Origin of the sequence: Photorhabdus caribbeanensis (assembly GCF_018448885.1) — a bacterium.
Lineage (GTDB): Bacteria > Pseudomonadota > Gammaproteobacteria > Enterobacterales > Enterobacteriaceae > Photorhabdus > Photorhabdus caribbeanensis.
Window position 1 is genome coordinate 87,921 of record NZ_RCWB01000013.1, and the last position, 21,136, is coordinate 109,056.

Genomic DNA, 21,136 nt, shown 5'->3' on the forward strand with positions numbered 1-21,136 from the left:
GACGAAAACAGGCAAAAGCAGAAATCCGACACCTGAGCAATCAGACTGTCGCCTACTAAGAGGAATCCCCCTCCTGAGTCACGGAGTGCGAAGGTGGGGGAGGATGTCGAAGTATTACTTCTGATTTAACAGGAAGTTAACAACGTCTGAATAGGATTTCCCATAGTTATCAGCAGAAGTGGCATCAATGCCGTCATTTTTCACCATATACTTGCCGTTAACAAACATTGCCGGTACACCTCGCAGTTGCAAATCCTGAGCGGCTTTTTGCTGCTTAACAACTAAGGATTTCACCACAAAACTACTCATGGCAGCATCATAATCCTCTGCCGTTACCCCGGCTTTGATAAAGGCATTACGAATATCATTCGGAGTCTTAATAGTCAGTGTGTTCTGAATACCCTCAAACAGCACCGGAGTCACTTTGTCTTCAACACCCATTGCCATTGCCGCAGCCCAAGCCGTCGTCAATTCTTTACCGAGTGGACCTAAAAAATCCACATGATAACGAACAAGTTTTGTCCCTTCCGGTAAATGCTGTTTCACCGTCTGAGGAACTTTAAAAATCTCTTCAAACTGATAACAGTGGGGGCAATAGAAAGAGAAAAATTCTAGCACCTGTGGTTGATCCGCCGCCGGCGGCTTCAATTCAGTATATTGTTTTCCTTCGGTAAAATTGGCGGCAGATGCGCTAAATGCCATCATCATTCCGACTAAAGCTAACCACAACTTCTTCATAACTATCTCCATGATAAACATTAATACATCGGGTTAAGCTGCAAAGGTGATTCCTGTAACAGCTTAATCTGTTCAGAAAAAAGTGACGTCTGTTTTAACCAAAAATCGGTATCTGTCATCCAAGGAAACGCCTTGGGAAAAGCAGGATCCTGCCAACGTCGGGCAACCCATGCCAAATAATAGATCATCCGCATAGCACGCAATGGCTCTATTAATGACAGCTCCTTCGGATCAAAATCTGCAAATTCACTATAGGCTTCCAACAGTGTATCTAACTGCAATAGCTGTTCCTGACGGGAGCCATGAAGCAGCATCCATAAATCCTGAATTGCCGGACCGTTACGCGCATCATCAAGGTCAACAAACCAAGCTTCGTCACGCCACAAAATATTACCCGGATGGCAGTCACCATGAAGCCTCAATATTTGCCAATCATCACGCCAATATGATGCTACGGCATTTATCAAATCATCCAATACTGCCAAAAATTGCCTTTTCTGTCCCTCAGGAACCAACTCACATGCAGCCAAATACTGCCGTGGCTGATGCAGATACTCATTTAACCCGATAGTTGGACGAAAAGTGAATTTTTGCCGACAGCCAATCTGATGAATTCTCCCTAGCAAACGCCCTACATCCTCTAACTGAAAGAGATTATCGGATTCATACTGACGCCCACCAATGCTTGGAAAAACGGCGAAAAAGAAATCCTTAAAGGTCAGCAAAGTTTGTTTATTAAATACCAAAGGCGCCGCAACAGGTAAATCAGCCTGTTGTAACGCCAAAGCAAAATCATGCTCTTCCTGAATCTGCTGCTGGTCCCAACGTAGTGGCCGGTAAAATTTCACAACATAACGTTTACGATCTTCATCTATAAACTGATAAACACGGTTCTCATAACTGTTTAATTCTGTCAGCCCGGAATCGACATACAGCCCGGTCTGCACCAATGCATCCATAATCAAATCCGGTGTTAACTCCCGGAAATTAAAAGCAGGCTGGTTTGTTAGCACATTCTATTCTCTTGATTAATCTGTAATAACGCCACGGCATGCAATAGCGCAGTTTGAAAATCCACTTGGTGATCCTTATTTCAGCCATTATCCAACGCAGATAAATGACATTTCATACCGAACCCCTTACCAATAAAGCCTATACAAATTAACAGGGATGACCGCATAGAGAAAGGATTGCTCTGTCAATAAGCGTAAAGATGACCCTTTTATCAGCAAGTTATCCGGTGCTCCTATTTTAAAAACGCTTAGTTGAACCCAAATAATCGAGCTAAAAGGAGTTATATTCAGTAATAACTACCTCAGTTGATAACTTGAACATTATGCAACCAAAAATAAGCGGTGTGATCCTTGCGGGAGGTCGCGCCACCCGCATGGGCGGCAATGATAAAGGGCTAATTTTCCTAAATAAAAAACCACTGTACCAACATATTGCCGATAAACTACTTCCACAAGTCGATGAATTAATTATCAACGCGAACCGCAATCTGGATATTTACCGACAAAGTGGTTATCAAATTGTTCCAGATTTAACACCAGACTTCTCTGGCCCCCTTTTAGGCATACTGACAGCCCTAAAATCAGCTAGTTACGATTGGGTTATATTTGTTCCTTGTGATGTACCAAATCTCCCTACTGATTTGGTCATTCGCTTATGGCAGGGAAAACAGCAAGCATTAGCCGCCTATGTAAATGATGGCAACCGGGCTCACCCTACCATCGCTTTACTACACCGCAGTCTGACTTCTCAATTAGAAAATTATCTGGCTAACGGTGATCGCAAATTGATACTGTTTATGCATAAGATCAGAGCGATAGCTGTTCAGTTTGATGACAATTCTACTGCTTTTACTAATCTGAACACACCGGAAGATTGCCAACATTGGGAGAATACACAGGAGATCAAAAAATGAGTACCAAACCACTTCCGCTATTAGGCATCACCGCTTATAGCGGAACAGGAAAAACTACACTTCTCAAACAAGTGATTCCACTATTACGTCAACGGCAAATCCGGGTTGGTCTGATAAAACACACTCATCACAATGTAGATGTGGATAAACCGGGCAAAGACAGTTATGAGCTGCGCAAAGCTGGTGCAGAGCAAACTCTGGTTGCCAACCAGCAACGTTGGGCATTAATGACAGAAACGCCAGATTTACAGGAATTAGATTTGAACTATCTTGCCAGCCGTTTTGATCCAGATTCACTGGATCTGATTCTAGTGGAAGGTTTTAAAGATGAGCCAATCAACAAGATCGTTCTATACCGCAACACTCTTAACCACCGATTAAGCGATCTTCTTGATCAACATGTGATTGCTGTTGCCAGTGATGAAAAATTGGAGACTATTTTGCCACAATTGAATATCAATCAACCTGAACAGGTAGCTGATTTTATTGTCGAATGGCTGAATATGGAACGTTAAGTCACTTCCGCCTGCGCCCAGTAATGTGAAAACTCCCGAAACACAGGCACAAGACCAAAAACAACCATTGATGAGGGAGTAATTGACCGGCTGTACTAAAAAGGTAATAGCGGATTAAAGCAAATACCTATATCTGATGAGAGAGATTGATAAGAGAAAGGCCGAATGGAATCGGCCTTTAGAAAAATGTTATCGATAGAGTTCAACAATATCACCGCATCGTTACAAACTCTTCCGCCGCAGTGGGATGAATTGCAACCGTGTTATCAAAGTCTTTCTTCGTTGCCCCCATCTTCAACGCAACAGCGAAACCTTGCAGCATTTCATCCATTCCGAAGCCGATACCATGAATGCCAACAATCTTCTCTTCCGGTCCGACACATACCAATTTCATCCGACATGGCTGGCGATGTTGCGTGACGGCGGTATACATCGCAGTAAAAGAAGATTGATAAGTTTTCACCTGATCTTCACCAAATTGCGCTTTCGCCTGAGGTTCAGTCAGCCCCACAGTACCAATAGGCGGATGGCTGAATACGACGGTTGGAATATTGGTGTAATCCAGATGTTCTTCTGGTTTATTGTTAAATAAGCGCTCAGACAGACGACGACCTGCTGCAACCGCAACAGGAGTTAATTCCACCGCACCAGTGTTATCACCTACGGCATAAATACCTTTCACATTCGTGTTTTGGTATTCATCCACTCTGATATAGCCTTTTTCATTCAACTCAACACCGGCAACAGACAGGTTCAGATTATCCGTTGCAGGTTCCCGGCCAATAGCCCAGATTAGGGTATCAACAGTTTGTTCTTTGCCATTTTGCAGTTGCAAGGTCAGGCTGCCATCCGTATTTTTACTTACTGATTTTGGCACCGATTCTGTATGCAAAGTAGGCCCTTCGGTATTGATAACTTCCAAGAGTGTTTCAACAATCATCGGATCAAAAGAACGCAACGGTGCATGTTGACGCACAAATAGATGAGTTTCACTACCAAGTGCATGCAATACACCGGCAATTTCTACGGCAATATAGCCTGCGCCAACAACCGCAACCCGCTTTGGCATCTCTTCCAATGCAAAAAAACCATCAGAATCAATACCATATTCTGATCCTGGTATATCAGGCCGCACAGGACGGCCGCCTGTCGCAATCAGAATATGATCTGCGGTAATTTTTTCACCATTCACTTCAACAGTATGTGCATCAACAAAACGGGCAAACCCCTGGATCACATCAACTTTATTGTTACCCAAGCCACGTCCATAAGACTGGTGGATACGATCGATATAAGCAGTGCGACTGGCAATGAGTGTCTTCCAGTTAAAGCGGTTGACTGTCGTATCAAAGCCATAATCTGGCCCATATTGGTGGATAGATTCAGCAACTTGCGCCGCATGCCACATCACTTTCTTCGGCACACAGCCCACATTGACACACGTTCCACCCAATGCCTTAGCTTCAATTAAGGCACATTTCTGCCCGTACATAGCCGCACGGTTAATTGATGCGATGCCGCCACTGCCACCACCAATCGCTATATAGTCGTAATGTTTGCTCATCCGGATTGTTTCCATCTAATCAATTCAAGGGAGTTAATACCCAAAACCTATTATGGCAAAAAATATCAAGCAGTCGTGATGGTTTTGGCTCTCGCTGCCATTGTTAAAAGCTATTCTGTCACCACCCATTTAACCAAGGTGTGACCAATTCCTTCCGGCACCAGAACCTGATGTAACCACGGCAACACCGATTTCATCTGCTGTTCCAATTTCCAAGGCGGGTTAATTACTATCATGCCAGAGGCGGTCATTCCTCGTTGATCACTATCAGGCCGGACAGCCAACTCAATTTGTAGAATACGGCGAATGCCGGTTGCTTCCAGCTCTTTAAGCAGTCGTTTAATCTGCTGGCGTAATACTACCGGATACCACAATGCATAAACACCGGTTGCAAAACGCTTATAACCTTCCTGAATTGCCTGTACAACTGCCTGATAATCCGATTTCAGTTCATAAGGTGGATCAATCAGAATGAACCCACGGCGACTCAGTGGCGGCAACTGTGATTTTAATTGCTGATAACCATCTTCACGCACAACTCTGGCGCGGTTATCCCGGGAGAATTCATTACGTAATAAAGGAAAATCACTCGGATGCAGTTCTGTCAGATTGAACTTATCATTCTGCCGTAACAAATAGCGGGCAATTAGAGGCGATCCCGGATAGTAACGTAAGTTGCCACTCTGATTCAGTGCAGCTACTGCACTCATATAAGCGTTCAATTCCTGCGGTAAATCTTCACGCTGCCAGACGCGGGCAATCCCTTCCAGGTACTCACTGGTACGTTCAGCATGTTCACTGCTGAGTTGATAGCGACCGGCACCGGAATGTGTATCCAAATAGAGAAAAGGTTTTTCTTTTTCTTTAAGAGATTCAATGATTAAGCTTTGTACAGTGTGCTTGAGCACATCGGCATGATTACCAGCATGAAAACTGTGGCGATAACTGAGCATTAATTTCAGACCCCAGAGCAGAGAATAGGTTGATTGTCAGACGGAGTGCCTGACAACTAGAAACCCATCCAGTAGATGAGACAGATAGTAAGGCTCTATTATAGCCCTATTAGTGATAAAAATGGCAGGCTGCTGAACTTCCGCCCCTGAAAGCTCTGCTATATTAATTAAAATTTAGGATAAGTAGAAAATTCTGTCCGAATGCAATGCAATATTTAAGCAAGTGATGCTATCTATATTTTCACTGATCATCATAAGTAATACTTACGAATAGCCAATAAATAAAAGTTACGAAATTAAGAAAGGCATTAAACGATCACTTAGATATACAAGCCCTTATGTTGATGTTTACCAAATCACTAATCAGAACCAAGGCTAAAACCTACTATGAAAAAATAATCAAAAGGAAAGATAGTAAGAGTGATACAAGAATTACCTAAACAATTAAGTAATATCGTTAAATAATACGTGTAAAAAATTAAAGGGATTAAGGAAGAAAAAAATCAAAAAAGCTGAAAAAAGTTGAAGACAGTTATTAAAAGTCTTCAACTTAAAATAAAGAAAAACTAAGCTTTTCAGCCAATGAAGAGATATTTTATTGGCTGAATGATTATATTACCTATCAGGCAACAATAGGCGCACGCCAATCATCTGCGCCGGAAGTCCCTGCGGTTGTATGTTCCCAGTTAATCTTACGATAAGACAGAGAAACACGAACCAACTGAGTAAATTCAGCTTTTGTTGGGTCTTGGCAATGAGGCATATTGCAATCAATGTCGATAATAGTGGCATCTTCCAACTGCGTCGTGAAGAAATGCTCTTGTTTCCCTTCAACAGAAGTGCGATACCACTTCAGTACTACACTCGTCAGCATTTCACCCGAAGCCAATGCGTTATAAAGCAATGGAACAGATTTATTTAATGCAACTGTAAAACGGAATGGTTTATGAGCACGCTGACCTGAAGGCTGACCTGATTGAGGATCAGTTGGAACGGTGACGACATGATCAAATGCTTGAACCAGCATTTCATCTTCGTGGCCTTGAACGTAGATATTACCCACTGATTCAGCAGTGAATGAACCCGCAGTAATATTACCCTGTGTTTTTCCAGTGATGGAAATATAACATGGAGTTGGCATAAAAATATCCTTTGTAGAGATTGAGTCAACATTAAGGTAGCGCTCATATTAATTTCAACAGTGATTATTTCATCTTGAGAAAGATCACTTATAAATACACTGAACGCTAAAACGAATAATAAATACCAACCGGCTCGTTTCAAAATAAAATCTAAATTGCAAAATTATCACTCCATCACCAACAAATAAAAATATTATAATAAATGCCATTTTAAAAAATAACTTTACAATTTTTTTAATTCACAGAACAATTAACTGTTTATTCTGATCTAATTTAAAGTCGTAATGACATATCTATATGAAATAAAACATTTTTAATGATTGCCACCTAAATTATACTTTGGGCAATTAAAAATTGAGAGCTGGATCAAAAAATTCAGCTTCTTCACTTAGTTAATAACTAAATTAATATTTTCAATATGAAACTAACTCCAAGATGTAAACAAAAATACATTTAGAAATACTTTGTTACACAATGAAACAAAAAATCATCTTTTAGTGTTTATATAGAGTACTTTAATTAAGCAAGGGATTAAAAAACCATCAAAACGTAACTTGCTGCCAAATAAAATAAAATCATCAAAAAGCTAAACAGATGGGCATATCTACACATATTTTAGCTTTACAATAAAAAAACAAAATGCGAAACTCCACTTTGCAGAACACATCTATATTGATGCTATTGCTCGATAAGTAAGAATATTCTGAATTTCGTATTTATCTATATGCTCATAGAAAGTCAGCTTACTATCCAATTCAACACAGTGAATCTCCCGTTTCTTAATCCGGGGGAATTTTATGTTCTCCGGCACATATAGGTAGGTATCAAGGGCAACTCTCTCATCAATATTGTTATCAGATAATTCCTAATTGCCTAATTGTATTACCCAAAGGATTTTAATATGAGTAAAAATAGTTCAGGTAGCGTAGCGCCAAAAGAAAGGATTAATATCAAATACGTTCCGAATACCGGTGATCAGGTAGCCGAAATTGAATTACCTCTCAACCTGCTTATCGTCGGCGACCTTAAAGGAACAAAAGAAGATATGCCAATCGAAGAACGGCAAGCTGTTTCTGTGCACAAAAATAACTTTAATGCCGTGATGAATGAAGCCAATATCAATCTCACTTTTAGTGTCCCCAATCGCCTCAACGATAATAACGGAGATGACCTGCCGATTAACCTGGAAATAAAATCACTCAATGATTTCTCACCCGACAACGTAGCGAAGAAAGTGCCTGAATTAAATAAACTTTTAGAGCTACGTGAAGCGCTTGTCGCACTAAAAGGGCCATTAGGAAATATTCCAGCATTCCGTACCCGCTTACAGGAATTATTGGGTGATGAGAAAGTCCGCGAACAACTTCTAAAAGAACTTGAAATCGTCAATCAAAAGTAATTGACTGAAAAGGAGTTTTTAACATGTCCTTGCATGAAGAGAGCAGTACAACATTAACCCCAGGGTCCACGACCTCTTTGCTTGACGAGATTATGTCTCAGGCAAGAATGACGCCGGAAAATGATGGCTACCACATCGCAAAACAGGGTGTAGCCGCTTTTATCAGCAGCATTTTGGATACCGGTACTAGCGAAGAACCTGTCAACAAGCTTGTTGTTGATAGAATGATTGTTGAGCTTGATAAAACACTCAGCACTCAAGTTGATGAAATTATGCATGCCAAAGAGTTCCAAGAGCTGGAATCATCATGGCGTTCACTGAAATTGCTGGTTGATCGTACCGATTTCCGTGAAAACATCAAAATCAACATCATCCACGCGACCAAAGAAGAGTTACTAGAAGATTTCGAATTTTCACCAGAAATCATCCAATCAGGCTTATACAAACATGTCTATTCAACAGGTTATGGCCAGTTTGGTGGTGAACCGGTCGCTGCGGTCATCGGTAACTATGCATTCAGCAATAGTTCACCCGATATCAAACTAATGCAATACGTCAGTGCGGTTGGCGCAATGGCTCACGCGCCATTCCTCTCTTCCGTTTCACCTGATTTCTTTGGTATCAGCAGCTTCACCGAGTTGCCAGCGATTAAGGATCTGAAATCTGTCTTCGAAGGTCCGGCACACACTAAATGGCGTTCACTGCGCGAATCGGAGGATTCACGTTACCTCGGTCTGACAGCGCCGCGCTTCTTGTTGCGTCTACCTTATTCAACCGTCGAAAACCCAATTAAAAACTTTAACTATCAGGAAGATGTCAGCAAAGATCACGAACATTTCCTATGGGGTAATACCGCTTATCTGCTGGCAACATGTTTGACTGACAGCTTCGCCAAATATCGCTGGTGCCCAAATATTATCGGCCCGCAAAGCGGGGGGACTGTCAGCGATCTACCGGTTCACCTATTCGAAGCAATGGGACAGATCCAAGCCAAGATCCCAACAGAAGTTTTAGTTACCGATCGTCGTGAATTCGAATTGGCGGAAGAGGGCTTTATCACCCTGACAATGCGTAAAGGCAGTGACAACGCTGCATTCTTCTCTGCTAACTCAGTTCAGAAGCCAAAAGTTTTCCCGAATACTCGCGAAGGGAAAATGGCTGAAACCAACTACAAACTGGGTACTCAACTGCCCTATATGTTCATCATCAACCGTCTTGCACACTACATCAAAGTGTTGCAGCGCGAGCAGATTGGTTCCTGGAAAGAGCGTCAGGATTTGGAGCGTGAACTGAACACCTGGCTGAAACAGTACATTGCTGATCAGGAAAATCCACCGACAGATGTCCGTAGCCGTCGCCCTCTGCGTTCTGCCCAAATTCAGGTTTTGGATGTGGAAGGAGATCCAGGCTGGTATCAAGTGGCAATGCAAGTTCGCCCTCATTTTAAATATATGGGAGCTAGCTTTGAGTTGTCATTGGTAGGTCGCTTGGATAAGGAGTAATGAGTTATGGCTGCGCTGTACAGTTGGAATAGAGAAGGTTCTGCCAGCTTGTTCGAGCGTATTCAGGGGAAGAACTCCGGTTCTTCCCGCCAATCAAGAATGCGTGAGCTGCTCAATTCCATAAAACGGCACCTGAACCATGTTCTCAATACTCATCCTGGTGCCTGTCAGAGTGCGGTTGATCTTGGCGTTATTGATCTCAATGACGCCACAACCACAGCAACTGACTTTAAACAGAGTATTGAGCAAGCGATAGAGCATTGCATCACAAATTATGAACCAAGAATATCGTCAGTCACGGTCAGTGCAATCCATGATGATAGTGATCCGCTGCTGTTACGTTTTCACATCAGTGCGCAGGTATCCCTGGATGATATTCATGACGCTGTTGAATTTAACATTCAACTGGATAACAACCGGCGTTATTGCCTAGAGAGGACTCAATAAAATGTCACTTGAAAAATATTTTAGAGAGGAATTGGATTACCTTAGGCAATTGGGGCGACAAGCCGCAATTGAACATCCTCACCTCGCCTCATTTTTGTCTGAACAAGGCTCTGACCCGGATGTTGAGCGTTTACTAGAAGGATTTGCTTTTCTCACAGGTAATTTACGGGCAAAAATTGATGATGAATTCCCTGAGCTGACTCATGGATTGTTACACATGCTATGGCCAAATTACCTGCGGCCGACACCGAGCATGACCATTATCCAATATACACCTGCCGATAATGCCATCACAAAAGCGACGCAGATCCCGCGTGGAACTCAAATCAAAAGCCGTCCGCTGACGGATGATAGCGAAAATGATGAGGATGAAGATAATTACTTAAGCAATACCAATACTCAAAAAACAGGCCAAGACAATCATCGCTGTACTTTCACTTTATGCCGTGATGTTTGGCTGTTTCCGATGTCTATCCGGGACATTTCGGTCAATAATAGTAATGAGCAGGGTGTCATCGGTCTGAATTTCACCTCAAAAACAGAACTTAACTTACAAGAACTGCAACTTGATAAACTGCGTTTTTATCTAAGCGGCGATGATTACAGCAGTACACAACTCTATTTCTGGCTCAGTTATTACCTTGAAGATGCAAAACTTGTTGTAGGCGATACCACGATTTCATTACCGGATTTTGACTTCGTTCCAGTGGGTTTTAATCGGGAGGACGCCCTATTACCTTACCCGAAAAATGCCTATATGGGTTATCGCGTCTTACAAGAGTACTTCTGTTTTTCCGAAGGTTTTCTGTTTTTCGATGTCACTGGCATCCCTAAATTACCGGCAAATCTTAAAGCCACAGATTTCACGCTAAATCTCTACTTCTCAGAAGCTCTGCCGCCAGAAATCAAAATCCGTCAGGATACTTTTCGGTTGCATTGTGTTCCGGCAATCAACCTCTTTCCAATGGATGGTGAAGTTATTCAGTTAAATGGCAGCCAGTCTGAATATCCATTAAGAGCGAGTTATAGCCATCCTGATCGCTACGATATTTTCTCTATTGATAAAGTAGAAAGCTGGCTAGTCGGGCCTGATGGTAAACCTAAACTAAGCCGCGATGGTAGACGATCTTATGTGCCATTCGAAAGTTTTCACCATCAAATCGAACATGAAAGCGAACTCAATACTCGCTATTTTCGTATCAGAATCAAGGAATCCCCATTTCGCAAAGGGCTTGAGCATTACATCTCTTTTGTCCGTGGTGATGAATCTCAACTTCTATTAAGTGAGGAAAATGTCTCTATTCAACTGACGTGCACCAATCGCGAACTGCCACTACAACTCCGGGTAGGTGATATTGATTACCCTTTATCGGGAAGCTCGTCATTTGCGACATTCCGCAACATAACCCGCCCATCCGTTCCACTCTATCCATTGATGAGCGGTGAGTATCACTGGTCGCTTATTTCCAATATGTCACTGAACTATATGACATTATTGGACAAAGACGCACTAAAGGCGGTACTAAGAACTTACGATCTCCCCAGCCGATATAACCGACAATCCTCACGCTCATCCCAAAAACGGCTAGATGCAATTGAACGGATTGAAACGAGGCAAATAGACCGACTATTTAAAGGTCTCCCGGTACGTGGTTCGGAATCAACATTGTATATCCGGCAACAGGCTTTCTGTTCTGAAGGCGAGCTTTATCTGTTCTGCAACATACTGTCACGCTTTTTTGCCTTATATGCCAGCGTTAACTCCTTCCACATGTTGAAGGTGATCAATTTAGATAATCAGGAATGTTATCAATGGCCGGAACAGACAGGTCAACATGCGTTGATGTAACGAGTGAAAACTCGCCACAAAATCAGATATTAGATGTGTCAAGGTATAACTTTCATCAATTGGTCGAATTGTTCAACCGATTGGCGGTAGCGTGGGAAAAAACTGGGCAAACCAACCGTCCGGACCGTGAAGCAATTCAGTTTAAATCCAGCGCCAGCCTGGCTTTCCCAACCAGAGATATTGTCTCTGCGAAACGTTCTAAGGAGGGACGTTTCCAGGTGGAAGTCTCTTTTCTGGGGCTACATGGCAGCCAATCGCCTATGCCAGGTTATTACCTTGATTCGTTGGCATGGGAAGACGCCCAGGGTGAAAATCGACTGACTAACTTCCTTAATATCTTCAATCACAGCTCTATTGTCATGCTCCATCAGATCTGGCGGAAATACCGTTATTACATCTGTTTTGACAAAAACGGACAAGACGATTTTTCTCAGCGTATGTTTGCTTTGGTGGGACTTGGCAGTAATGTGAACCGTTCTCATTTAAATATCAACCATAGCAAAATGCTGGCCTATGCCGGCTTATTAGCCAGCCCCGGTCGATCACCGGAAGTGATATGCAGCTTGGTTTCACACTGTTTTGATCTACCGGATGTTACGGTACACGGCTGGCAAATCAGAAAAATCGCTATCGAGCCATCACAGCAAAACCGTTTGGGTGGAATGCTGAAAATAAGGGGACAGAAACAAAAAGTTAAACAGTCTGTAGTAGGAAAAAACTTTTTCCTCGGTTCATGGGTGAGAAGCTGTAATAGTAAATTTATTTTATGTATCAATAATCTCTCTCGTGAACACTTCTTGTCATTTCTCCCAGACGGCAAGAATTTCCTGCCATTGGTAATGTTTCTCTGTTTTGTCCTGCGTGATCAGATGGCTTGGGATCTGCGTCTTGGATTGGCCGAAAACCAAGCGGGCGGCATGGTACTTGGCACGAAATTAAACAATAACCTGGGGTGGACCAGCTTTCTTGGCGAGCCGGAAAAGAAACCCTTTATCACGATTTCAGTGAATGGATAAAGACGATGGAAAAACAACAGCCAACTCTCTCATTACGAGTGATCAACAGCGATCAATTGGAAAGCGGCAAAGCGGCTAGCTGCCTATTCTCAACTCAAGGTGGCACAGTCGGCAGCAGTGAAAGCCATCTTTGGTCCGTTCAAGATCAACAAGGTAATATCAATCCATCACAATTTACTATCCAGTGGCGTGATGGTGCATTTTGCTTACAAATGATTGCGGGTCCCCTGTTTGTGAATCAGTCACCCTTGACTGCTGGTGCCGGTTTCATCCGCCTGCAACAAGCGGATGAAATTACCATTGGTAAACTGGTGATCAAAAGCTATATCAGTTTTTCCGACACAGATCGTATTGATCCAATGACAGTATCACCGGAATCACTGGTCTCCAGCTATAGCAATCCACTGGACGCTATGATGGAAAAAGATCCTGCTCAAGATTCCGCTTTCACTGATCATGGTTCTTTGGCCCCCACGATCAAACACGATTTCAGCCATGATCCACTCAAGGTTCTCGATAGCGAAAATCTGACCACTCTGGACCAGACGTCAGTGAGTAACGAGGTAGACCAAAGCCTGCAACAAGACCACTACCGCACCCCATTATTTTTCTCTTCCCTCTCAGATAACAGAGGCAATGCTATGGATCAGGATTTTGTTGATTTACCCGGTATCTCTTCGCCTTTTAATGAACAGTATCAGGACATGGAACAGCAACATGTTGCTATCACGCCATTGATGCGAGGGTTGAACACACAATTGCCTTTGCATAACAGCCAACAAGCTAACGACTTTCTGGAAGAAATGGGTAAAACCATGAAAGCGGCCATTGAAGGTCTACTGGTACTGCAACGTACACAGCATGGGCTGCGTGATAAACAATTGCGCCCTATTGAAGATAATCCGTTACGGCTGAACATGGATTACAACACCACCATGCAAGTGATGTTTGCGGATCAAAAAAGCCCAGTACATCTCTCTGCCCCTTCCGCTGTCGCTGAAAGCTTACATAACCTGCAATTGCATTATCAGGCTAACCGAATTGCGATCACTGCCGCCTTGAACACCATGCTGGATGCTTTCTCACCGGAACATCTACTGAGTCGTTTTGCCCAATACCGCCGCAGCAATGAAACACAGGAAAAAGATGCAACCTGGGCATGGGAAATGTACACCAGTTACTACCGCGAGCTGGCTTCCAGTCGCCAACAGGGATTTGAAAAACTGTTCGGTGAAGTCTATGAACAAGCTTATGACCGCGCCCTGCGTCAAGGTTTAGAGGATAGCCAGTAATGAAGCGCTCCGGCGGTAATACCTCATGGTCCGGTAGTTATACCGTATGGTTTGTATTGCTGGCAGCGCTGATATTAAGCGGCTGTAGCAGTGCATGGCAAGCAACGAAGAAAGTCGGGCAGGTAGTCTGGGACCCATCAACTCCAGTTGGTCAACCCGCGGACTTACCTTCCACCGTCGCGATCACTTTGCTGGCAGAACCTGATATTAACCCCAATAAAAATGGAGAAGCCACTCCGGTTGAAATGCATCTGCTCTATCTCAGTGAAGATTCCCGTCTACTTGCCGCTGATTATGACCAACTGGCGAGTGACAAGCTGGATAAAGCACTGGGGAAAAATTATATCGACCATCAGGATTACACCTTATTGCCGGGGCAGTACAAACCACTGCCAGTCATCCCGCTGGAAAAAAATAGCCGTTACATCGGCGTTATCGTTCGCTATGCCGATATTAATCAATCCGAATGGAAAAAGGTCATCCGTGTGAAAGACACAGGACAGCAATACCACATTCTGGTGCATATCAGAGCGAACGAAGTTGAACTTAGAAAAGAGGAGCAATAACTATGCCAGGCAAGAATCGGGTGATTTGGCGCGAAGGATTATTCATCAAGCCACAACACTTTCAACAACAACAAAAACATAATGACTATCTGGCTCATAGCCGCCAGACGTCCTTAACTAGTTATAGTTATGGCTTCAGTTCTCTGACACTGGATAAAGACCTTCTCGCTCTAGGACGCATCGGTATCATCGAAGCCAGCGGTATCATGCCAGACGGCACAGTGTTCTCGATTCCTAATCAGGATGCAACTCCTCAACCGCTTGATGTTGTGAATATTCACGAGAACAACAGTAAAGATATCTATCTGGCACTACCAATAGCTAACGATATTCTGAATGAAATCTCTCATTCAGAATCCAATCATGCAGGAGCTGTGCGCTACCGTGAATACATGGAAGATATCCGTGATTTGCATACAGATGGCGGTGATATCTGTCAAGTCATGCTGGCACAACTGACGCCGGTTCTAAAACAGGGTTCAGAAGATCTCAGTGCTTTTTCCGTACTCCCGCTATGCCAGATAATAGAAAAGCGCCCTACCGGAACTATCATACTGGATGAAGATTTCGTACCAACCTGTACATCCATCAGGGTCTCTACTCAATTAAAAAATTATATGGATGAAATAGATAGAGCGATGACAGAACGAGGCAGATCACTCGCTAACCGGATTGGTTCTCCCGGACAGCAAGGAGTCGCTGATGTTGCTGAATTTATGATGCTCCAGCTAGTTAACCGAGTTCAGCCGTGGTTTACCCACTACGCAGGACAAGCCATTTTGCATCCACAAGATTTTTTCACTCAGCTGATCCAAACCTGTGGTGAACTGAGAACATTCACTCATGAATCCCGTCAGGTCGGCAATATGCCAATTTACAAACACGACGATCTGACGGAAACATTCAAGGAAGTCATGATCCTCATGCGCGAAGCAATGGGCGTTGTTCTGACTCCGCGAGCGATTCCAATTAAGCTACAAACTCAAGCCAATGGTATCCGGGTGGCCCACATCCATGATCGCAATGTTTTGACGAACGCGGAATTCATTCTGGCAATCCGCGCACAAGTTCCACATGATCAATTACTCCGCAAGTTTGCTCAACAGACTAAAGTTACATCGGCTGAAAGGATCCGCGAAATGGTCAGCATCCAGTTGCCTGCCGTAGCACTGTCGGCGCTTCCCTCTGCCCCACGTCAGTTGCCTTATCATGCTGGTTACACCTATTTCCGACTTGAGCAACAAAGCGACGCATGGCAAGACATTCTAAAAGGCAACTCCATCGCTTTCCACGTTTCAGGAGAATTCCCTGGATTAGATATGCAATTCTGGGCGGTTAGGAATGGGAGTGCCTAATGAAAACTGAAACCATAAATGACAATCCTATTCCGACGCAGGAAGTCACTGATAATACTGTGCATTTTCAGTATCAGTTACCGCTACGCGGAGAAAGCCTAAACCCGATGATCGATGCCGCTACGCCGCTGCTCGGCATGGTCATGCGTCTAAAAGACATGGGCGAACAACCGCTGCCGGACCAGCTTTATCAACAGGTCGTTACTGATATTCAGGCAATCGAACAACTTCTACAAACCAAAGGCTATGAGCCAGGCGCAATTATCTCTTTTCGCTATACGCTCTGTACCTTCATTGATGAAACCGCATTGGGTCATGGTTGGAATAGCAAGAATGAGTGGTTACAACAATCACTACTGGTTCGATTCCACAACGAAACTTGGGGTGGTGAAAAAGTCTTTCAATTGTTAGATCGTTTGATGGGTGAACCACAGCGCTATCAACATCTGCTGGAGTTTATTTATCTCTGTTTTTGCCTCGGTTATCGTGGTCGCTATAAAGTTGCTTCGCAGAAAAGTGATGACTTTGAACGTTTATTCCGTCGATTACACCAACAACTGCACGCGCTGCGGGGCGAAGCACCACCCATCATTCTCCACAATAACGCCAATGAGCGTAATGATCGCTATCGCTTGGGTAAGCGTCTGACTATTAAACATCTGTTCTGGAGCGGTATTACTCTGCTCGCTATCGTTTATAGCTTCTACGCTATCCGTCTGCACAACCAAACCCAGAACATCTTACAACAACTAAATAACTTACTGAGCTAGGAAAGAAACCGATGATTCAGATTGATCTACCTACATTAGTTAATCGCTTAAATCCGATGACTCGGCACGCTCTGGAAGCGGCGGCGGCGCAGTGTGTCAGCCAACAGCAACCTGAGATCACGGTTTCACAGCTATTGTTGCAAATGATCAACACCCCTCTCAGTGATGTCAGAGCGATCTTCAATCAAGCAGAAGTGGATAGCGATTTACTGAAAGAACAACTTGATCAGATTATCCCTCACCATCAAGCAATGGTTCAGGCTTATCCCAGCTTCTCTCCAATGCTGGTGGAGTGGTTACAGGATAGCTGGCTGTTAGCATCGACGGAGATGCAACATCAGGAATTACGCAGCGGCGTCATGCTGATGACCTTGCTGTTCAGCCCGCTACGTTACCTGACACCACAATCCGCACGTCTTTTATCGGGAATAAACCGCGAATTGTTACGCCAGAATTTCACCCAATGGACCGCGGGCTCTGCCGAACAACCGGTTGTGGAAAACGATAAAAACGGACAAAACAAAGCTGCCGCCGGGAGTGATAGCTTGCTCGCCCGTTTTACTCAAAATATGACAGAACAAGCGCGTCAGGGAAAACTCGATCCTGTTCTATGCCGTGATAGAGAAATCGACCTAATGATCGATATTCTCTGCCGTCGCCGTAAAAATAACCCCATTGTGGTGGGTGAAGCGGGCGTCGGTAAAAGTGCGCTCATTGAAGGGTTGGCTTTACGCATTATCGACAACCGAGTACCGGAAAAACTGCGTCACAGTGAATTGATGACGCTGGATCTGGGGGCACTACAAGCAGGTGCGGCGGTAAAAGGTGAATTTGAAAAACGTTTCAAAGGCATTATGAATGAAATAAATCAGTCATCCGTACCGATTATTCTGTTCATCGATGAAGCTCATACCCTGATTGGCGCCGGTAATCAGCAAGGCGGACTGGATATTTCCAACCTGCTAAAACCCGCTCTGGCACGTGGCGAACTGAAAACCATTGCTGCGACCACTTGGGGCGAATACAAAAAATATTTCGAAAAAGATGCTGCCCTCTCCCGCCGTTTTCAACTCGTTAAAGTGGCCGAACCGACTGCGGAAGAAGCCATCATTATTATGCGTGGCCTGCGGGCAATCTATGAACAATCTCATGGCGTATTAATCGATGATGAAGCGCTAAAAGCCTCTGCGGTATTAAGCGACCGTTACCTCTCTGGACGCCAGTTGCCAGACAAAGCCATTGATGTGCTGGATACCGCCTGCGCCCGCGTCGCCATCAACTTGACGTCACCTCCGCGCCAAATTTCTGCTCTGAAAAACCAACTGCATCAGCAACAAATGGAATCAGATGTGCTGGCGAGGGAACAGCGCATGGGACTCAACCCGCACACTGATCGACTGGATGAACTGCGGCAACAACAGCAGGAAACCACGGAGAAATTGGCTGCACTGGAAGCCAGCTGGCAGCAACAACAGCAATTAGTTCAGCAAATTATTGAACTACGCCGTCAGCTATTAACCGACGAAACAGAATTAACTAACGAAACAAAAGAGAGCGAAACATCGGCCGAAATGACAACGGACGAGTTGATTGCACAACTGGCTGAACGCAATGAACAGTTGGAACAATTACAGCAACAACAAACGCTCGTTTCCCCTCATGTGGATAAAAACCAGATTGCAGCGGTTATCGCTGAATGGACTGGCGTCCCCCTTAATCGCCTGTCACAAAGTGAACTCTCCGTGGTGACTGAACTCCCCACGCATTTGGGACAAAGCATCAAAGGACAAGATCTCGCGATTCAATGCCTGCATCAACATTTGTTGACGGCCAGAGCGGACCTGCGCCGTCCCGGTCGTCCATTGGGCGCCTTCTTGCTGGCAGGACCCAGTGGCGTCGGTAAAACCGAAACCGTTTTACAGATTGCCGAATTGATGTTTGGCGGACGTCAATATCTGACCACCATCAACATGTCGGAGTTTCAGGAAAAACACACGGTTTCCCGCCTGATTGGTTCACCTCCAGGCTATGTTGGATATGGGGAAGGCGGTGTACTCACCGAAGCTATTCGCCAGAAACCTTATTCCGTCGTCCTGCTCGATGAAGTGGAAAAAGCCCATCCTGATGTCCTGAACCTGTTCTATCAGGCATTCGATAAAGGTGAGTTAGCCGATGGGGAAGGCCGGGTGATTGACTGTAAAAATGTGGTCTTCTTTTTAACGTCCAACTTAGGCTATCAAACTATCGTTGATAATGCCGATAAACCGGAAGAGATGAATGACCGGCTTTATCCTGAACTGGCGGCCTTCTTCAAACCCGCCTTACTGGCGCGAATGGAAGTGGTGCCTTATCTGCCGTTGGGACACGACACCCTGAAAACCATTATTCAGGTCAAACTGGCGCGCCTCGATAACTTATTGCGTCAACGCTTCAATGCCGACGTCACCCTGAGTGATGAGGTGGCTGAAGAGATACTGCAACGGGCAACCCGGGCTGAAAATGGCGCACGCATGCTGGAATCGATCATTGATGGCGCTTTGCTGCCGCCATTATCCCTGCTGTTGTTGCAAAAAATGGCGGCCGGAAAGCCGATCAGCACTATCCAGCTCACCGTCAACGACCATCAATTCAACGCGGTGGTTGAGGAGATACCATGAAACAACGGCTGAAAAGCGCATTAGCGTTATTGGAAAATGACTCTATCGAGCAACTGGTTCATCACTTTCTTCAAGTGAATCACCAACGCCAGCGTTTTGACGCCTTGCTGGTCTCTCTGCTTAACGTGAATGAAAACCGTCTGGAATGCTACCGGCTGCCGGCGCCAAACCAGATAAGCGCGCTGCAACTGGATGTCAATATTGGCGATATCAACCACCCATTGGTCCAAATCTTATACAAGGGTACCCCGACGACCTGGGGATCACTCAATCAGGGGGTACGCATCGACAATCGAAACTTTCGCCTCTTCGTTGAAGAACTGCCTCATCGCTGCGGCCTGCATGCTATTCCGTTGTTTAACTGCAACGGACAAGCGTGTGGCGTGATTGCTGTTTTCGCCAACGATGTCCATCGTTTTGCTGACGACAGCAACATGTTTTACATCTACTGCCATGTCATGCAACACCGATTGAAAAAATTGCAGGAACTGGAACAACTGCGTGACCAATTACGCCAGATCCGCCAGGTTTTTCAGACACAGCGCCAGAAAGAAAAACAGCTTGATGAATTGCTGGCTTCGTTAAGCACCACCGCCGAAAGCAAAACCTCAGCCAGCGTCTCTCACGATTACAGCAAAATCGACAACTTACTTCAGGCACTCGAAGAGTTCGAATGTGCAGTACTGATACAGCGCCAACATATTTATGGCAATAACACCAAACAAATTGCCGCAAGCTTAGGTATTGCACCCCGTACACTGACTTACAAACTGGCGAAATACAGGTGTAAATTATGAGTTTTCTGTTACTGGTCAGTTCATTAATCTCTTCTCTGACAGGCAAACCTGATATTCAGCCCGCTCAGGAAACCCCAACAGCGCCTTCATTACCGGCTTTGCTGCAATGCCGGGCAGAACCGTCGCCGTTGGTCAGGCTCGATTGCTACGACCGCCTACTGGATAAACTGGATAATATTGCCGTTATCCCGTTAGAAAAAACGGGCCCGGTCTGGAGACAGGCAATGGAACAGGAGATGAAACGCACTGACCATTCAACCGGTTTTATCACCACCCAATCTGAAAGCCTGCCGACTCGCGTCATACTGACCACCCCTGCGATTGGTGTTCCACCACCCCGGCCAGTCCTGATGCTGAGTTGTATCGATAACATTACCCGAATACAAATTGCCCTGGCTAAACCACAAGATAGCGGCACGGTGATGATTTCGACGGAAATCACCCAATTCAGTGCTGACTGGTTCTTGCGGGAAAACGGCTACCTGCTGGAATCCAGCCGTGGACTACCGGGCATTGAAGAACTCAAACGACTGATGACAGGAAAAACCCTGACCATCAAAACCGGCAACGGAAACCGCATGACATTCAACATTTCTCAACTGGAACAGGCGGTGAAACCTTTACGCTCCGCCTGTCGCTGGTGATCC

General features: G+C 44.6%; 19 protein-coding genes. 14 read left to right on the forward strand and 5 right to left on the reverse strand.

Translation table 11 applies throughout. The features are described from left to right. Positions 1-114: 114 nt before the first annotated feature. Together dsbA and EAE90_RS11065 are read right to left on the reverse strand one after the other, a co-directional pair. Complete coding sequence (dsbA, locus tag EAE90_RS11060; RefSeq protein ID WP_214053541.1) at positions 115-738, reverse strand: thiol:disulfide interchange protein DsbA; 624 nt, start codon at positions 736-738, stop codon at positions 115-117. A gap of 20 nt (positions 739-758) precedes the next feature. Beyond that, a complete protein-coding gene (locus EAE90_RS11065) occupies positions 759-1,751 on the reverse strand; it encodes a serine/threonine protein kinase (RefSeq protein WP_214053542.1) in 993 nt (330 codons plus the stop codon). Between the two features lie 323 nt (positions 1,752-2,074). On the opposite strand from EAE90_RS11065, the gene mobA reads away from it, so the two are divergent. Together mobA and mobB are read left to right on the forward strand one after the other, a co-directional pair. Beyond that, on the forward strand, positions 2,075-2,665 hold the full coding sequence (mobA, locus tag EAE90_RS11070; protein ID WP_214053543.1) for a molybdenum cofactor guanylyltransferase MobA: 591 nt from the start codon (positions 2,075-2,077) through the stop codon (positions 2,663-2,665). Continuing rightward, the gene (mobB, locus tag EAE90_RS11075; RefSeq protein WP_214053544.1) at positions 2,662-3,180 is read left to right on the forward strand and encodes a molybdopterin-guanine dinucleotide biosynthesis protein MobB; all 519 of its coding nucleotides are present in this window, start codon (positions 2,662-2,664) and stop codon (positions 3,178-3,180) included. Before mobA ends, mobB begins: the two co-directional genes overlap by 4 nt. Positions 3,181-3,391: 211 nt before the next feature. On the opposite strand, the gene gorA is transcribed toward mobB, so the two are convergent. The 3 genes from gorA to EAE90_RS11090 all read right to left on the reverse strand — a co-directional run bounded on the left by gorA (position 3,392) and on the right by EAE90_RS11090 (position 6,838). Continuing rightward, positions 3,392-4,744: a glutathione-disulfide reductase gene (gorA, locus tag EAE90_RS11080; protein WP_214053545.1), complete on the reverse strand. Its 1,353-nt coding sequence runs from the start codon at positions 4,742-4,744 to the stop codon at positions 3,392-3,394. Positions 4,745-4,854: 110 nt separating this feature from the next. Next, complete coding sequence (locus tag EAE90_RS11085) at positions 4,855-5,697, reverse strand: 23S rRNA (adenine(2030)-N(6))-methyltransferase RlmJ (protein WP_214053546.1); 843 nt, start codon at positions 5,695-5,697, stop codon at positions 4,855-4,857. Positions 5,698-6,319: 622 nt separating this feature from the next. Then, on the reverse strand, positions 6,320-6,838 hold the full coding sequence (locus tag EAE90_RS11090) for an Hcp family type VI secretion system effector (RefSeq protein ID WP_036780207.1): 519 nt from the start codon (positions 6,836-6,838) through the stop codon (positions 6,320-6,322). A gap of 902 nt (positions 6,839-7,740) precedes the next feature. Between EAE90_RS11090 and tssB the strand changes: the two genes are divergently transcribed. From tssB to vasI, 12 genes are read left to right on the forward strand one after another with little or no spacing between them, the layout of a single operon-like run. After that, positions 7,741-8,238, forward strand: a complete 498-nt coding sequence (gene tssB / locus EAE90_RS11095; RefSeq protein ID WP_105398691.1) for a type VI secretion system contractile sheath small subunit — start codon at positions 7,741-7,743, stop codon at positions 8,236-8,238. Between the two features lie 23 nt (positions 8,239-8,261). Beyond that, positions 8,262-9,740: a type VI secretion system contractile sheath large subunit gene (gene tssC, locus EAE90_RS11100; RefSeq protein WP_214053547.1), complete on the forward strand. Its 1,479-nt coding sequence runs from the start codon at positions 8,262-8,264 to the stop codon at positions 9,738-9,740. Positions 9,741-9,746: 6 nt separating this feature from the next. Then, the gene (gene tssE / locus EAE90_RS11105; protein WP_214053548.1) at positions 9,747-10,187 is read left to right on the forward strand and encodes a type VI secretion system baseplate subunit TssE; all 441 of its coding nucleotides are present in this window, start codon (positions 9,747-9,749) and stop codon (positions 10,185-10,187) included. Between the two features lies 1 nt (position 10,188). Next, complete coding sequence (tssF, locus tag EAE90_RS11110; protein WP_214053549.1) at positions 10,189-12,036, forward strand: type VI secretion system baseplate subunit TssF; 1,848 nt, start codon at positions 10,189-10,191, stop codon at positions 12,034-12,036. Next, complete coding sequence (gene tssG / locus EAE90_RS11115) at positions 12,000-13,052, forward strand: type VI secretion system baseplate subunit TssG (RefSeq protein WP_214053550.1); 1,053 nt, start codon at positions 12,000-12,002, stop codon at positions 13,050-13,052. The genes tssF and tssG overlap by 37 nt, the downstream gene beginning before the upstream one ends. Before the next feature lie 5 nt (positions 13,053-13,057). Beyond that, entirely contained in the window at positions 13,058-14,344 is a 1,287-nt protein-coding gene (tagH, locus tag EAE90_RS11120) for a type VI secretion system-associated FHA domain protein TagH (protein WP_214053551.1), read from the forward strand. Further along, positions 14,344-14,910 carry a type VI secretion system lipoprotein TssJ gene (gene tssJ / locus EAE90_RS11125; RefSeq protein WP_246550617.1) on the forward strand — a complete coding sequence of 189 codons (567 nt, stop codon included), beginning with the start codon at positions 14,344-14,346 and terminating at the stop codon, positions 14,908-14,910. The genes tagH and tssJ overlap by 1 nt, the downstream gene beginning before the upstream one ends. 2 nt (positions 14,911-14,912) lie before the next feature. After that, positions 14,913-16,265 carry a type VI secretion system baseplate subunit TssK gene (gene tssK / locus EAE90_RS11130; protein WP_214053552.1) on the forward strand — a complete coding sequence of 451 codons (1,353 nt, stop codon included), beginning with the start codon at positions 14,913-14,915 and terminating at the stop codon, positions 16,263-16,265. Continuing rightward, positions 16,265-17,035 carry a type IVB secretion system protein IcmH/DotU gene (icmH, locus tag EAE90_RS11135; protein WP_036813425.1) on the forward strand — a complete coding sequence of 257 codons (771 nt, stop codon included), beginning with the start codon at positions 16,265-16,267 and terminating at the stop codon, positions 17,033-17,035. Before tssK ends, icmH begins: the two co-directional genes overlap by 1 nt. 11 nt (positions 17,036-17,046) lie before the next feature. Beyond that, a complete protein-coding gene (gene tssH / locus EAE90_RS11140) occupies positions 17,047-19,692 on the forward strand; it encodes a type VI secretion system ATPase TssH (RefSeq protein WP_214053553.1) in 2,646 nt (881 codons plus the stop codon). Continuing rightward, the gene (locus EAE90_RS11145; protein ID WP_214053554.1) at positions 19,689-20,489 is read left to right on the forward strand and encodes a helix-turn-helix domain-containing protein; all 801 of its coding nucleotides are present in this window, start codon (positions 19,689-19,691) and stop codon (positions 20,487-20,489) included. Before tssH ends, EAE90_RS11145 begins: the two co-directional genes overlap by 4 nt. Then, positions 20,486-21,133 carry a type VI secretion system-associated protein VasI gene (gene vasI, locus EAE90_RS11150; protein WP_214053555.1) on the forward strand — a complete coding sequence of 216 codons (648 nt, stop codon included), beginning with the start codon at positions 20,486-20,488 and terminating at the stop codon, positions 21,131-21,133. Before EAE90_RS11145 ends, vasI begins: the two co-directional genes overlap by 4 nt. The last annotated feature ends 3 nt before the right edge of the window (positions 21,134-21,136 follow it).